This window comes from Pseudaminobacter soli (ex Zhang et al. 2022), assembly GCF_014595955.1.
GTDB lineage: Bacteria > Pseudomonadota > Alphaproteobacteria > Rhizobiales > Rhizobiaceae > Kumtagia > Kumtagia pseudosoli.
On record NZ_JABVCF010000007.1, the window covers coordinates 47,768 to 60,966 of the forward strand.

The window sequence follows — 13,199 nt, forward strand, 5'->3', positions numbered from 1 at the left end:
CCCTCCACAAGCCACGGGGAATCCAAAATGTCTTCCTTCCAGCCGCTCGTCTTCTCGGGCGTCCAGCCCACCGGCAACCTGCATCTCGGCAATTATCTCGGCGCCATCCGCCGCTTCGTCATGCTGCAGGAGAGCCATAACTGCATCTATTGCGTGGTCGACATGCACGCGATCACCGTCTGGCAGGAGCCGAGCGAACTGATCCGGGCGACCCGTGAGGTCACCGCCGCGTTTCTCGCCGCCGGCATCGACCCGAAGAAGCACATCGTCTTCAACCAGAGCCGGGTGATCCAGCACGCCGAACTCGCCTGGATCTTCAACTGCATTGCTCGCATGGGCTGGCTGAACCGCATGACGCAGTTCAAGGAAAAGGCCGGCAAGGATCGCGAGAACGCCTCCGTGGGCCTCTTCGCCTACCCGACCCTCATGGCCGCAGACATCCTCCTTTATCGCGCGACGCACGTGCCGGTCGGCGACGACCAGAAGCAGCATCTCGAACTGACCCGCGATGTCGCTCAGAAATTCAATAACGACTATTCGGGCCGGATCGCCGAGCTTGGGGTAGGCGTGGAGATGATGGTCGGAGAGGAGAAGGTGAACGGCTTCTTCCCCATGACCGAGCCGCTGATCGAGGGCCCGGCACCGCGGGTGATGAGCCTTCGCGATGGCCTGAAGAAGATGTCCAAGTCGGACCCCTCCGACCTGTCGCGTATCAACCTGACCGACGACGCGGACACGATCTCCAAGAAGATCCGCAAGGCCAAGACCGATCCGGACGCGCTGCCCTCCGAGCCAGACGGACTGAAGGGGCGGCCGGAGGCGGAGAATCTCGTGGTTATCTATGCGGCGCTCTCCGGGACCACCAAGGAGAAGGTGCTTGCGGACTTCGGCGGCCGTCAGTTCTCCGATTTCAAGCCGGCTCTCGCCGATCTCGCGGTCGCAAGGCTGGCGCCGATCGCTTCGGAGATGCGCCGCATTTCGTCCGACCAGGCCTATGTCGACAGCGTGCTGAGGGATGGCGGCGAGCGAGCGAGCGCGCTTGCCGAGGGCACGATGAAATGCGTGCGTGACATCGTCGGATTGCTGCACGGCTAGGGTCGAGCCCCGGCGGATTACTTGCCGGGGCCTTACCCAAGTGGCAGAGTGTACCACGACCAGAGCTTCGCGAGGGAGTAGCGCATGGTCTCAAAACGTCTCAGCCGCGAGGCTGGGCATCGCCGGAAATTCCTGGCGATCGTCGACGAAACGCCTGAGTGCGAGCGCGCGGTGGCCTATGCAGCCATGCGCGCGAAAACCACCAGCGGCAGCGTGGTCCTGCTCTATGTGATCGAGCCCGGAGATTTCCAGCACTGGCTGGGGGTCGAGAAGATCATGCGCGAGGAGGCGATGGCGACCGCACAGGCGATGCTCGACGCGCAGGCCACGAAGGTGCGCAACACGCTCGGGATAGAGCCGGAGTTAGTCGTTCGCGAGGGTAAGCCGACCGAGCAGATCCATCAACTGATCGAGGAAGACCAGGACATCGCCATCCTTGTGCTGGCGGCCGGCGCCTCGAAGGAAGGTCCAGGCCCGCTCGTCGCGTCCATCGCAGGCAAGAGCGCCGCTTTCCCCATCCCGGTGACTGTGGTGCCACAGAACCTCTCCGATGAGGAGATTACAAGTCTCACCTAGAACCCACTTCAGCCCACATTGCCGCAACCTCCCTCGCGCGCTTGAACGGAGGCTGGAAAAGCCCTAATTAGAACTATTCCAAACAAATGCGCGAAGAACGCGCAGAGAGGCGCGCCCATGTTCATCCAGACCGAGGCAACCCCCAATCCTGCCACGCTGAAATTCCTGCCTGGCCGCGAGGTCCTGGCGGATGGCACGGCCGATTTCCGAGACCCGGACGAGGCGCGCCAAGCTTCGCCGCTTGCCGGCCGGCTCTTCGACGTCCCGGGCATCAAAGGCGTCTTCTTCGGCTACGACTTCGTCACCGTCACCAAGAGCGACGATCAAGACTGGCAGCATCTCAAGCCGGCGATCCTCGGCGCTATCATGGAGCAATTCATGTCGGGCGCACCCGTTATGAGCCGGGCTGCCCAGGCGGGGCGCGACGCGGTCGAGGGCACGGAAGAGTTCTACGACAAGGCTGACGAGGAAATCGTGCTGACCATCAAGGAGCTCCTCGAGACCAGGGTGCGGCCCGCGGTCGCCCAGGATGGCGGCGACATCACCTTCCGCGGCTACGACAACGGCACGGTGTTCCTGAACATGAAGGGCGCCTGCGCCGGCTGCCCGTCCTCCACCGCGACGCTGAAGCACGGTATCCAGAACCTGCTTCGCCACTTCGTGCCGGAGGTCCAACAGGTCGAGCAGGTCGCCTGAAGGTTTCCGACGTAGCTTCGAATGAAAAACCGGGCCGGCAGAGCGATCTGCCGGCCCGGCTTTCATTTGGACCCCGTTGTTGCCTGGACGGTCCGCCTTCGCGCTATCTGACGATCACCTTGGCGCCAACCCCGGCGCGTTCATAGAGATCCATGATATCCTGGTTGAGCAGCCGGACGCAGCCGGACGACATCGCCTTGCCGATCGACCACCATTCCGGCGTGCCATGCAGCCGGTATCCCGTGTCGCCGCCCTTGTTGTGCAGGTAGAGCGCCCGCGCGCCCAGGGCGTTCTGCGGTCCCGGAGGCATGCCACCTGCGTACTTGGCCAACTGCGGCTGGCGCCGGATCATCTCGGCGGGCGGCGTCCACACCGGCCACTCGCGCTTGGCGGCCACACGGGCCGTGCCGTTCCATTCGAAGCCTTCGCGGCCGACGCCGATGCCGTAGCGGACGGCCTGGCCTTCCGGCAGGACGAAATAGAGGAATTTCGGTCCCGTCTCGACGATGATGGTGCCTGGCTTCTCGCTCGTCTCATAGCGGACGATCTGGCGATGGAACTGGCGCGGCACCTTCGAAATCGGAATGGCCGGAACGGTGTAGCCCGCATCGACCCGAGAGTTGTAATCCCCCGTGTAGGTCGAGAATGGGCCGATTGACAACGGACCGATCGACATACAGCCGGAAAGCGTCGTCGCAGCCATTAGGCTTGCGAGCAGAGTAAGAGTCTTGAGCTGCATCGATGTCCCACCTCTCCAATCGCGACCCGCCCGAATCGCGTCGTTTCCGTGCGGTTCACTAAAAAGCTTTGGGCCTGACTGCCAAGCATCGAGTCCCCGCTTGGCAGCCATCAGGTTGCATAGGGTACATTGCTATTGCAATTGGGCAACGATTGCGTACGCGGGCAAGAGCTGATTCTAGCATCGATTGCATATTTGGCGGCGCTGCATCCCTGTGCCTCCGAGACGCTTGCGCTGCCGTTCCGGTTTTGTACTATGAGGGGCATGCCCCTCGTCTCACCGCTCCAGAACAACCCGCTAGCTGACGGCCGGCAGTCCGAACGTGCGCTGTACGTCCGCCGTGGGGTGCAGCGGCTGCTTTCGCAGATGGGCGCCCACGTCCTTCCCGAGATAGCGCTCGCGACCGGGCGCCGCGCCGACCTGGTGGTGCTGACCAGGCAAGGCGACATCTGGATCATCGAGATCAAGTCCTCCGTCGAGGATTTTCGCGTTGACCGGAAATGGCCGGAATACCGGCTGCATTCGGACCGCTTCTTCTTCGCCACGCATCCTGACGTGCCGGCGTCGATCTTCCCGGAGGACTGCGGGTTCATCCTTTCCGATGGATACGGCGCGGAAATCCTGCGCGAGGCGCCGGAGCACAGGCTGGCGGCGGCCACCCGGAAGGCACTCATGCTGCGCCTGGCCCGGGCGGGTGCGGCCAGACTCCTTGCCGCCGAACTGGCGGGAGTTCCAGTTTCGGCGCTGGACGGCGAAAGCGACTGACGGGCGATCCGGTCATGCGGTCCGCAGGGGAACATTGCCAGCCATGAAATGTTCATGCGAAATGGCCTGACCATTTCGGCCTGTTGGGACCACCCGCTCTGCGATCCGCATACTCCTACGGTTTGTTCAAATCCAAGGCCAAGGGCAAGCCTTCGGTCGCGATGCCTGCCGGCGACCAGACCGTGCTCGACCAATCGGTGTCGCGGCTCATGCGCGGCAACGAAGGCCGGCACGGGTTGCAACTCCTGTCCGACAATCTGGACGCCTTTGCTGCCCGCGCCCTCTCGGCGCGGAATGCCGGCCGCAGCCTCGATCTCATGTACTACATCTGGAAAAACGATCTGACCGGCCGGCTGCTGGCGCATGAGGTGATCGCGGCCGCCGACCGCGGCGTGCGGGTGCGAATGCTGCTCGACGACCTCAACATATTGGGGGATGACGACACCTATCTCGCGATCGACAGCCATCACAACATCGAGGTGCGGCTCTTCAATCCCGCGCGGGCGCGCGAGAGCGCCATCCGGCGCACCCTGGAACTGATCTGGCGCGCCTTCTCGGCGACACGGCGCATGCACAACAAGGCCTGGATCGCCGACGGCAGGATCGCAATCGTCGGCGGCCGTAACATCGGCGACGAGTATTTCGGTGCCGCGCGCACCTCGAACTTCCATGACTGGGACCTGCTGCTGGTCGGCCCGGGCGTGCAGAGCACGGAGTCGATCTTCGACGTGTTCTGGAACAGCGAGGAGGTCCTGCCGATCAGAGCCTTGGCGAAGCGGCCAGTGACCGATCTCGACGACCTGAAGACGAGGCTGACGCTCCTGGTCGAGAGCGAAGTGGCGAAGCCTTACATCGATCGCATCCGCGAACGGGTCTCGCTCGCGCAGCTGACGGGCGCACTTGGCCAGTTGCATTGGACCGACGTGGCCAAGATAATCTCAGACCCGCCGGAGAAGGCGCTCGGAAAGAAACGCGAGAACTGGATGATGGGCATGCTGATGCCGGTGCTCGAGGGAGCCAGGTCCTCGATGCAGATCATCTCGCCCTACTTCATCCCAGGCGACCAAGGTACGTCGCGGCTTACGGAACAGGTTGCAAAAGGAGTTGAAGTCTCCGTCTTGACCAACTCGCTTGCCGCCACCGACGTAGCGGCCGTGCATGGCGCCTACGCCTGGTATCGCAAGCCGCTGGTCAAGGGGGACGTGCGGTTGTTCGAGTTGCAGCCGTTCGACCGCCGGCCGGTCATCTCGCCCTTCGGCTCGAGCGGCGCCAGCCTGCACACTAAGGCTTTCATGGTGGACGGTCAGGCCGGCTTCGTCGGGTCCTTCAACTTCGATCCGCGCTCGGCGGCGCTCAATACGGAGATGGGTATCCTGTTCAAGCAGTCGGAGCTCATTTCCGAGATGTACGACCTGTTCGAAGAGGAGACATCTCCGCAATCGGCGTACCGGCTGGGCCTCGATCGGGACCGCCTCGTTTGGGGAGGAGAGGTCGACGGCCAGCCGCGGCGCTTCTACCGCGACCCGGAAGCGGGGATCCTGCGCCGGCTTCTGGCTGCTGTCATCGGTCTACTGCCGATCCAGTCGCAACTGTAGGTAAAGCCAGAGCCCCCTCAGGCTCTGGTTGATGTCGGCTTACGAAAGCCACCAGCGGATCGCGAAGCCCACGGCCGCTACCGTAGCAACGCCGGCCGCCCAGAGTGCGGCGAACCAGAGGAGACGTCGCCAGAGCGGCAGGTCCGGCCCATTGCTCAATGATAGCCCTCTTGGCCGACCTTGCCCCTGAAGATCCAGTAGGCATAGCCGGTGTAGGCAAGGATGATCGGCACCAGGATCACCACGCCGACCAGCATGAAGACCAGGCTGGAATGCGGCGCGGCGGCTTCATGGATGGTGAAGGCGCCGGGCACGATGTCCGGGAAGACGCTGATCCCCAGCCCGATCATGCTGACGGCGAACACGCCGAGCGAGAGCAGGAAGGGCAGCACCTCGTAGCGCCGCCGCAGGCTGACGAAGAGGGCCGCGAAGAGGATGGCGATGAGCAGCGGCACCTGCGAGGTGTAGAGTATCCTCGGCCAGGCGAACCAGTGTTCGTAGTAGGCGTTCTCGAGGAAGGGCGTCGCCGCGCTCACCAGGCCCAGGCACACCAGCGTGGCGATGGCCGCCAAGAACGCGCGGCTGTAGGCGTGCTCCTGGACGACGCCCTCCGTCTTCATGATCAGCCAGGTCGCGCCGAGCAGCGCATAGCCGATAACGAGGCTGACCCCCGTGAGCAGGCTGAAGGGCGACAGCCAGTCCCACCATCCGCCCGCATAGGCACGCGCCTCGACCGTGATGCCCTGCAGCATGGCCCCCAGAGCCACGCCCTGCGCAAATGCCGCCACGATCGAACCGCCGGCGAAGCATACATCCCAGAACCTCTGATGGCCCGGGTCACGCCAGCGCGTCTCGAATGCGACTCCACGGAAGACCAGCGCCAGCAGCATCGCAATGATCGGTGCGTAGAGCGCCGGCATAACAACCGCATAGGCGACCGGAAAGGCAGCCAGCAGGCCGCCGCCGCCGAGAACGAGCCAGGTTTCGTTGCCGTCCCAGATCGGGGCGACGGAATTCATGGCCTGGTCGCGATCCTGCCCGGACTGCAGCGTCGGGAAGAGAATGCCGATACCAAGGTCGAAGCCGTCGAGCACCACATAGGCGAAGATGACGAAGGCGAGAATGAAGGCCCAGGTCGTTGGAAGGTCAAACGCGGTCATGCTCCCTCCGTCTGCTCGCCCAGCGTGCGCGAAGGATCGACTGCCGGGGCCGGCGTGATGCCTGCGGTGCGGATCGGCGCAGCGCCCTGCTCGAGAGCTGGCTCGGCCGGGGCGGGCGCATGCGACATCAGGCGCAAGATGTACCAGGTGCCCACGGAAAAGACGGCGAAGTAGACGACGATGAAGGCGATCAGCGAAGAGCCGACGGCCGGGGCTGCGAGGGGCGAGGCCGACTCGGCCGTCCGCAGCAGCCCATAAACGGTATAGGGTTGCCGGCCGACCTCCGTCGTCACCCAGCCAGCGATCACCGCCACAAATCCGGCCGGTCCCATCAGCGTCGCGAACCAGTGCAGTGCCTGCGTGTCGAACAATTGTCCGCGCAGATAGGCGATGAGCGACCAAAGGCCGAGCGCGAACATGAGCAGCCCAAGGCCGACCATGATTCGGAAGGACCAGAAGATAACGGGGACGGGAGGCCATTCGTCGCGGGAGACGGTTTCCAGCCCGTCCATTGGCGCATTGAGGCTATGGCGCAGGATCAGGGAGCCCAGTCTCGGTACGGCGATTGGGTAGTGCACCGTTGCCGCCTCCTGGTCCGGAAGGCCGAAGAGGTAGAGCGGCGCACCCTCGGGATGGCTCTGGAAGTGCCCTTCCATCCCCATGATCTTAACCGGCTGGTGCTCGAGCGTGTTCAGCCCGTGGAAGTCTCCGGCGAGGATCTGAATGGGGGCGGTCACCACGATCATGCCCATCGCCATAGCGAACATCACGCGCGAGCCCTGGTTCGTGCGGTCGCGCAAGAGGTGCCAAGCGCCGACCGCCCCGACCACCAGCGCCGTGGTCAAATAGGCTCCGAGCACGGTGTGGACGAGCCGGTAGGGGAAGGAGGGATTGAAGATGACCTCCCACCAGTCGCCGGGAACGAACTGGCCGACCTCATTTGTGAGATGGCCTGCCGGCGTCTGCATCCAGGAATTGGCGGCCAGAATCCAGAAGGCGGAGAACAGGGTGCCCACGGCCACCGCTAACGTAGCGAAGAAATGCAGGCCCTTGCCGACCCGCTTCATGCCGAACAGCATCACGCCGAGGAAGCCGGCCTCGAGAAAGAAGGCCGTCAGGACCTCATAGGCCAGCAGCGGCCCGATTACGGCGCCCGTCCTGTCGGAGAAGACAGACCAGTTAGTGCCGAACTGATAGGTAAGCACGATGCCGGAGACCACGCCCATGGCGAAGGTGAGCGCGAAGATCTTCAGCCAGTAGCGGAAGAGGTCGATATAGACCGACCGTCCGGTCCACAGCCAAAGGCCTTCCAGGACCGCCAGGTAGCTCGCGAGCCCAATCGTGAAGGCCGGAAAGATGAAGTGGAAGGAGACCGTGAAGGCGAACTGCAGGCGCGCCAGAAACACCGGGTCGAAGCCATCGAACATCGCGATCGTCCCTTGCCGCACACTCTCCAATCCAATCTAGAGCAGCTGGTTGCCGGTACAATCCTCTATCAGCCGATGAAATGGCGCGGTCCGTTGCGGGCTCTCCAGGGCTGCCGAGGTCATCCTGATCCTGGATCCCTCGACCGACAAGGGGTCACGATCAGGCGAGGGGATCTGCGCCCACCGGCTCGATCCCTTTCGCAGTCCGGAGGCAGAGCCTATGCTTGGATCAGTCGATGAACTCGGAAGAGACGTGCTGCCGATGGGCGCCCGGACATCAAATCCGGGAATGGGGCCGTGAGAACGTCCTTGGTGGGTTCGACTCCCACTCTCTTCCGCCAGCAATTTTTCGGGGAGCGCGATGACGGCATTCGCGACTTACCTCGTCGAGCTTGAGCGGACGGCGCGGGCCGCCAGCATCGCTGAAGAAGAGTTCCGCCGTGACGCGGCGGTTCGCGCCGAGGAACTCAAGACCGAACGGGCCTTCGCCTTTCGGCGATTGAACCTGCTGCGCGCCATCGGCAGGGCAGTCGCCGCCTGCGAGGACGAGGATCAGGCGGGCGAGCTCGGCTGCGCGGCTTTCCTGCGCGAAGTGGGCTGGAGTGGGGATACGCCACCGCAAAGGGAGGTGGCGGAGCGATTTTCCCCCATAGTGATGGCGGTGTGGAAGGCAGGTCGGCGAGAGGAGGAGCGCGGAGACGCTCGGGAGCCTCCAGGTGAGGCGAAGTCCGAGGAGATTCGCGCCGCCCTGTCATCCTTCGAGGCGTGGTACCTCGAAACCCGGAAAGTGCGCTTCCTCCACCTTATCGAACGGGAGGTGATCGAGCTGCCACTCGTGGAGACCTAGGCCGCTAGCGCTAGCATTGCCTTTGGTGGGTCAGGCAAGTTCGGGGCGCCTGAACCCTGTCGGGTCGCCATAGAACCGTCGAATGCGTTCTATAGCCTCCTTCAGCGGCTCGCGCGTCACCATCATCGTGCTGCCTGTCGCGTGGATTATGGTTTCGGGATCGGTCATGATCGCGACGTGGCCTTTCCAGAACACGAGGTCGCCTCTCGACAGATTCCGGTAATCCGGGCCCGGCTCCAGCGGCGAACCGAGGCCGTTGGCCTGCATGTCGGAATCGCGCGGCGCGCTGCGGCCGGCGAGGCGCTGCGAGAGCTGCACGAGGCCGGAGCAGTCGATGCCGAACGCCGAAGTCCCGCCCCACAGATAGGGCGTGTTGAGAAGCGTCTCGGCAATCGCGACGTAGTCGGACGCAAACGAATCCTTCGCGCCGAGGTGGGATTCCACCACCCATCCGCCAGAGTCGAGTTGGGCGTAGCGGGTTCCGCGCGTCTCCGCCGTTGCAAGCACGCCGAGTTCGCTGCCTATCGTCAGCGCCTCTATGCGGGGGAACCGCAGGTCGGGACCAGGGTAGAGGAAGGTCCGCGGCACGATCACCCGGTGCGTGGGCTGAGACCCAGTCGGGGACAGGTCCCCTTCGGCGAGATAGCCGACATAGCCGTCGAAATCGGCCTGCACCCAGGCGTAGCCTTCCGACGTGTCGAACACGGTGACGGTATCGCCGCGCAGAAGCTGGGTGTTGATCCCGGAATCCGGCCGTGACGCGGCGCGCATGTCGGCGACCGGGGCGGATACCGTTGCGGGGCGTCCCTCGACGAAGCGCTCCGCCTCGACTAGCCCCTTCAGACGCAGGTCGGCCAGGTCAGGGCGATAGGCATGAAGGCGCGGGTCGCGAAGCGTCAAGGCGAAGTCTCCATTTCGGCAATAGATAGCATCGCGCAATCGAGCGCCATAGAGCCGCCTAGCTCCCGTACCGCTGCCCGATCACCTGCTCCAGGGCGCGGATCGCCTGGGCCTCCCCGCCGGTGAGGCCATGCGGGCGATCGGACGGATTCCATCCGAAAATATCGAAATGGGTCCAGCTCTTCGCCTTCTCGACGAAACGCTGCAGGAACAGCGCCGCCGTGATCGAGCCGGCGAAGCCGTCGGGGGTGACGTTGTTTAGGTCCGCGATCTTGGACGACAGCTTGGACGCGTAAGGCTTCCAGAGCGGCATGCGCCAGAGCGGATCCTCGACCTCTGCGGCCGCCTGGGCGATCTCGGAAGCGAACGCGTCGTCGTCGGTGTAGAACGGCGGGAGGTCGGGGCCGAGCGCCACGCGGGCGGCGCCGGTCAGCGTGGCCATGTCGACCAGAAGCTCCGGCTCCTCCTCGTCGGCCAGCGCAAGTGCGTCGGCGAGGATCAGCCGCCCCTCCGCGTCGGTGTTGCCGATCTCGACCGAGATGCCCTTGCGGCTCGCCAGCACGTCGCCGGGCCTGAAGGCGTTTCCGGCGATGGCGTTCTCGACCGCCGGGATCAGCACGCGCAGGCGGACATTCAGCCCGGCCGACATGATCATCGAGGCGAGGCCGAGCACATTCGCCGCGCCGCCCATATCCTTCTTCATCAGGAGCATGCCGCTCGCGGTCTTGATGTCGAGGCCGCCGGTGTCGAAGCAGACACCCTTTCCCACCAGGGTGACTTTCGGCACCGACTCGCTGCCCCAGGTGAGGTCGATCAATCTCGGCGCCTCGGCGGATGCGCGACCGACCGCGTGGATCATCGGGAAATTCTCGGAGAGCAGCGCGTCGCCCTTGGTGACCGACACGTTCGCGCCGTGCCTTCCGGCAAGCTCGCGAGCGGCATGCTCCAGCGCGTCCGGCCCCATGTCGTTGGTCGGTGTGTTGATCAGGTCGCGGGTCAGGAAAACGCCCTCCGAAATCCTTCTGACCGCTCGTCCATCTGCTCCTTCCGGAAGGCTGAAGCGGATCGTCCTGCCGGGCTTCTTGCCGTATCGGGTGAACACATAGCCGCCGAGTACGAGCGCGAGCGATGCGAGCTCCGGGTTGGTCGGCGGCGTGGCGAAGTGCCAGTCTCCCTCAGGCAGCGACCTTGCCAAGGCGCCCGCAGAGAGCGCGGCTTGGCCACCGTCACCGATGCCGAGCAGGGCGCCGGCGAGCGCTCCATCCGCGCCTGGGACGGCCAGCACGCTTGCTGGCTTGCCGGTGAAGCCGTTGGCCTCGGCCCAGTTTCGCATCTGGTCGGGGAGTCCGGCGTCGTCGAGGCCGCCCGAGGAAATGAGGTGGACCGGCAGCGAGGCCTCCGGCCGATGTTCGAGCAATTCGACTGGCATGGGGATGCTTTCCCGGAAAGCGTTTACGATCCGTTAGGGTTAACAGAATATTTCTCGCCTCCATAAGCAGCCTGGGGCGGCCGCAAAAAAGGAGGCACTGCTTTGATGATGGTGACGAACAAGGCACGCAAGAGGCGAATCGGTCTGGCGAGCACGTTTGTCGCGCTTTCCCTCGCAGTGGGCCTCGCCGGGTGTGGCACCTCGCGCGAAACCACCGGCTCCATCTCTCGAGGCGCTGGCAAGCCCATCGAGCAGCTCTCGAACAGCGAACTTGCGGGTGCCGCCTCCTCGCTCGGCAAGGCCTATACCAAGGATACCAAGAACCGCGACGTCGCGCTGCGCTACGCCACCGTGCTGCAGATGCAGGGAGAGACCGACCAGTCGCTTGCCGTGATGCGCAAGCTCGTCATCGACCACCCGAAGGATCGCCCGGTGCTTGCGGCCTACGGCAAATCGCTCGCGGCCGCCGGCCAGCTCGAGCCGGCGCTAGACGCGATCCGCCGCGCGCAGACGCCGGAATACCCGGACTGGAAACTGCTTTCCGCCGAAGGCGCCATTCTCGACCAGATCGGCAAGAAGGCAGAGGCCCGCGAACTCTACCGCAAGGCGCTCGACCTCAAGCCGAACGAGCCTTCCGTGCTGTCGAACCTCGGCATGTCCTACGTTCTGGAAGGCGATCTCAAGACCGCCGAGACCTATATGCGCGATGCCATGAACGCGCCCGGCGCAGACAGCCGCGTGCGCCAGAACTACGCCCTGGTCATCGGCCTGCAGGGCCGCTTCGACGAAGCCGAGAAGATCGCCAGCCAGGAGCTTTCGCCAGACCAGGCGAAAGCCAACGTGGCCTATCTGCGCAGCATGCTGGCACAGCAGAATGCATGGAGCCAGATCAAGGCCGAGGACAAGAAGAAGTCGGCGACGAACTGACTGGCCTCATCGGCCCTAAAGCAGCCCCGCCTTCTCCGCCTCGAGCCGGAGGTTCTGCCGGGGGCGCGGACCGATCTGCTGGATGACCAGTCCGGCTGCGAGCGAGCCCAGGTCGCCGCACTCCTTCAGGCTCCGGCCATTGGTATACCCGTACAGGAAGCCGGCGGCGTAGAGGTCGCCAGCGCCGGTCGTGTCGACGATCTCTTCGACCGGGATCGCATCGATCTCGATCGTCTCGTTACCGCACACGATCAGCGATCCCTTCTCCGAGCGGGTGACCGCGGCGAGCTTGCAGTCCTTGCGGATCGCATCGACCGCGGCCTCGAAGGAACTGGTCTGATAGAGCGACTTGATCTCGTGGGTGTTGGCAAAAACGATGTCCACCGCGCCCGACCGCATCAGGTCGAGGAATTCGTCGCGGTAGCGGTCGACGCAGAAGGAGTCGGACAGGGTCATCGAGACCTCTCGCCCTGCCGCGTGCGCGAGTTCGGCCGTTAGCCTGATCGCGTCCTTGGCGCGGGGCGGGTCCCACAAATACCCCTCGAAATAGGTGACGAGCGATCCCTTCGCCTTTTCAGGCTCGACGTCCTCCGGTCCGAGTTCCACGCAGGCCCCCAGATAGGTGTTCATCGAGCGCTCGCCATCGGGCGTGACGAAGATCATCGACCTCGCGGTCGGCGGCGAACCCACCAGCGGCTTCGTGTCGAATGCAACGCCCTGGGCGCGGATGTCGTGGTAGTAGATATTGCCGAGCGTGTCCTCGGCGACCTTGCCGAAGAAGGCGGCGCGTCCGCCCAAGCTGGCGATTCCGGCCGCCGTGTTGCCGGCGCTGCCGCCTGAAGTCTCGATCGCGGGGCCCATGCGGTCGTAGAGCAGGTTGGCCCGGTCGGCGTCGATCAGGTTCATCGCCGCCTTGATGATGCCATGCTCGAGCAGGAATGCCTCATCGGCCTGCGCGATGATGTCGACGATCGCGTTGCCGATGCACAGCACGTCATATTGGCTCATTAAGGAAACTCCGCCGGGCAAAACACTCGCCTTGT

The 13,199-nt window shown here is 64.3% G+C and carries 14 protein-coding genes and 1 tRNA gene; 8 read left to right on the top strand and 7 right to left on the bottom strand.

The genetic code is table 11. The features are described from left to right. The first annotated feature begins 27 nt into the window (after nucleotides 1-27). The 3 genes from trpS (at nucleotide 28) to HUI96_RS14040 (ending at nucleotide 2,367) form a co-directional block, all read left to right on the top strand. Entirely contained in the window at nucleotides 28-1,095 is a 1,068-nt protein-coding gene (gene trpS, locus HUI96_RS14030; protein WP_188255295.1) for a tryptophan--tRNA ligase, read from the top strand. Between the two features lie 84 nt (nucleotides 1,096-1,179). Continuing rightward, entirely contained in the window at nucleotides 1,180-1,671 is a 492-nt protein-coding gene (locus tag HUI96_RS14035) for a universal stress protein (RefSeq protein ID WP_188255296.1), read from the top strand. 117 nt (nucleotides 1,672-1,788) lie between these two features. Then, nucleotides 1,789-2,367: a NifU family protein gene (locus tag HUI96_RS14040; RefSeq protein ID WP_188255297.1), complete on the top strand. Its 579-nt coding sequence runs from the start codon at nucleotides 1,789-1,791 to the stop codon at nucleotides 2,365-2,367. Nucleotides 2,368-2,470: 103 nt separating this feature from the next. Here the strand turns inward: HUI96_RS14040 and HUI96_RS14045 are convergent, their stop codons facing one another. Beyond that, a complete protein-coding gene (locus tag HUI96_RS14045; RefSeq protein ID WP_188255298.1) occupies nucleotides 2,471-3,106 on the bottom strand; it encodes a L,D-transpeptidase in 636 nt (211 codons plus the stop codon). Between the two features lie 264 nt (nucleotides 3,107-3,370). On the opposite strand from HUI96_RS14045, the gene HUI96_RS14050 reads away from it, so the two are divergent. Both HUI96_RS14050 and HUI96_RS14055 read left to right on the top strand, forming a co-directional pair. Beyond that, nucleotides 3,371-3,871: an MmcB family DNA repair protein gene (locus HUI96_RS14050; RefSeq protein ID WP_188255299.1), complete on the top strand. Its 501-nt coding sequence runs from the start codon at nucleotides 3,371-3,373 to the stop codon at nucleotides 3,869-3,871. A 122-nt stretch (nucleotides 3,872-3,993) separates the two neighbouring features. Then, nucleotides 3,994-5,466: a phospholipase D family protein gene (locus HUI96_RS14055; RefSeq protein ID WP_337918353.1), complete on the top strand. Its 1,473-nt coding sequence runs from the start codon at nucleotides 3,994-3,996 to the stop codon at nucleotides 5,464-5,466. Nucleotides 5,467-5,505: 39 nt separating this feature from the next. Here HUI96_RS14055 and HUI96_RS29085 read toward each other — a convergent pair whose 3' ends face one another. Genes HUI96_RS29085 through HUI96_RS14065 form a run of 3 tightly spaced genes read right to left on the bottom strand, consistent with a single transcriptional unit; the run spans nucleotide 5,506 to nucleotide 8,053 of the window. Next, a complete protein-coding gene (locus tag HUI96_RS29085; RefSeq protein WP_210320170.1) occupies nucleotides 5,506-5,625 on the bottom strand; it encodes a DUF2474 domain-containing protein in 120 nt (39 codons plus the stop codon). Then, nucleotides 5,622-6,626: a cytochrome d ubiquinol oxidase subunit II gene (gene cydB, locus HUI96_RS14060; RefSeq protein ID WP_188255300.1), complete on the bottom strand. Its 1,005-nt coding sequence runs from the start codon at nucleotides 6,624-6,626 to the stop codon at nucleotides 5,622-5,624. The genes HUI96_RS29085 and cydB overlap by 4 nt, the downstream gene beginning before the upstream one ends. Further along, the gene (locus HUI96_RS14065) at nucleotides 6,623-8,053 is read right to left on the bottom strand and encodes a cytochrome ubiquinol oxidase subunit I (protein WP_188255301.1); all 1,431 of its coding nucleotides are present in this window, start codon (nucleotides 8,051-8,053) and stop codon (nucleotides 6,623-6,625) included. The genes cydB and HUI96_RS14065 overlap by 4 nt, the downstream gene beginning before the upstream one ends. A gap of 244 nt (nucleotides 8,054-8,297) precedes the next feature. On the opposite strand from HUI96_RS14065, the gene HUI96_RS14070 reads away from it, so the two are divergent. Together HUI96_RS14070 and HUI96_RS14075 are read left to right on the top strand one after the other, a co-directional pair. Continuing rightward, nucleotides 8,298-8,394: transfer RNA gene (locus tag HUI96_RS14070), tRNA-Sec, on the top strand. 20 nt (nucleotides 8,395-8,414) lie between these two features. Then, a complete protein-coding gene (locus tag HUI96_RS14075; RefSeq protein WP_188255302.1) occupies nucleotides 8,415-8,900 on the top strand; it encodes a hypothetical protein in 486 nt (161 codons plus the stop codon). A 30-nt stretch (nucleotides 8,901-8,930) separates the two neighbouring features. Here HUI96_RS14075 and HUI96_RS14080 read toward each other — a convergent pair whose 3' ends face one another. After that, nucleotides 8,931-9,800: an NlpC/P60 family protein gene (locus tag HUI96_RS14080; protein ID WP_188255303.1), complete on the bottom strand. Its 870-nt coding sequence runs from the start codon at nucleotides 9,798-9,800 to the stop codon at nucleotides 8,931-8,933. Nucleotides 9,801-9,858: 58 nt separating this feature from the next. Then, a complete protein-coding gene (locus HUI96_RS14085) occupies nucleotides 9,859-11,229 on the bottom strand; it encodes a leucyl aminopeptidase family protein (RefSeq protein WP_188255304.1) in 1,371 nt (456 codons plus the stop codon). Between the two features lie 108 nt (nucleotides 11,230-11,337). Here HUI96_RS14085 and HUI96_RS14090 point away from each other — a divergent pair, with 108 nt between their 5' ends. Further along, nucleotides 11,338-12,156, top strand: a complete 819-nt coding sequence (locus HUI96_RS14090; protein WP_188255555.1) for a tetratricopeptide repeat protein — start codon at nucleotides 11,338-11,340, stop codon at nucleotides 12,154-12,156. A 15-nt stretch (nucleotides 12,157-12,171) separates the two neighbouring features. Here HUI96_RS14090 and HUI96_RS14095 read toward each other — a convergent pair whose 3' ends face one another. Next, nucleotides 12,172-13,164: an adenosine kinase gene (locus tag HUI96_RS14095; RefSeq protein ID WP_188255305.1), complete on the bottom strand. Its 993-nt coding sequence runs from the start codon at nucleotides 13,162-13,164 to the stop codon at nucleotides 12,172-12,174. Between the last annotated feature and the right edge of the window lie 35 nt (nucleotides 13,165-13,199).

Bases quoted from the DNA above. Each gene is read 5' to 3' on its own strand.
- HUI96_RS14035 (WP_188255296.1), top strand. From the start codon at position 1,180: ATGGTCTCAAAACGTCTCAGCCGCGAGGCTGGGCATCGCCGGAAATTC.
- HUI96_RS14090 (WP_188255555.1), top strand. From the start codon at position 11,338: ATGGTGACGAACAAGGCACGCAAGAGGCGAATCGGTCTGGCGAGCACG.
- HUI96_RS14045 (WP_188255298.1), bottom strand. From the start codon at position 3,106: ATGCAGCTCAAGACTCTTACTCTGCTCGCAAGCCTAATGGCTGCGACG.
- HUI96_RS14085 (WP_188255304.1), bottom strand. From the start codon at position 11,229: ATGCCAGTCGAATTGCTCGAACATCGGCCGGAGGCCTCGCTGCCGGTC.
- HUI96_RS14095 (WP_188255305.1), bottom strand. From the start codon at position 13,164: ATGAGCCAATATGACGTGCTGTGCATCGGCAACGCGATCGTCGACATC.
- trpS (WP_188255295.1), top strand. From the start codon at position 28: ATGTCTTCCTTCCAGCCGCTCGTCTTCTCGGGCGTCCAGCCCACCGGC.
- HUI96_RS14040 (WP_188255297.1), top strand. From the start codon at position 1,789: ATGTTCATCCAGACCGAGGCAACCCCCAATCCTGCCACGCTGAAATTC.
- HUI96_RS14065 (WP_188255301.1), bottom strand. From the start codon at position 8,053: ATGTTCGATGGCTTCGACCCGGTGTTTCTGGCGCGCCTGCAGTTCGCC.
- HUI96_RS14050 (WP_188255299.1), top strand. From the start codon at position 3,371: ATGCCCCTCGTCTCACCGCTCCAGAACAACCCGCTAGCTGACGGCCGG.
- cydB (WP_188255300.1), bottom strand. From the start codon at position 6,626: ATGACCGCGTTTGACCTTCCAACGACCTGGGCCTTCATTCTCGCCTTC.
- HUI96_RS14075 (WP_188255302.1), top strand. From the start codon at position 8,415: ATGACGGCATTCGCGACTTACCTCGTCGAGCTTGAGCGGACGGCGCGG.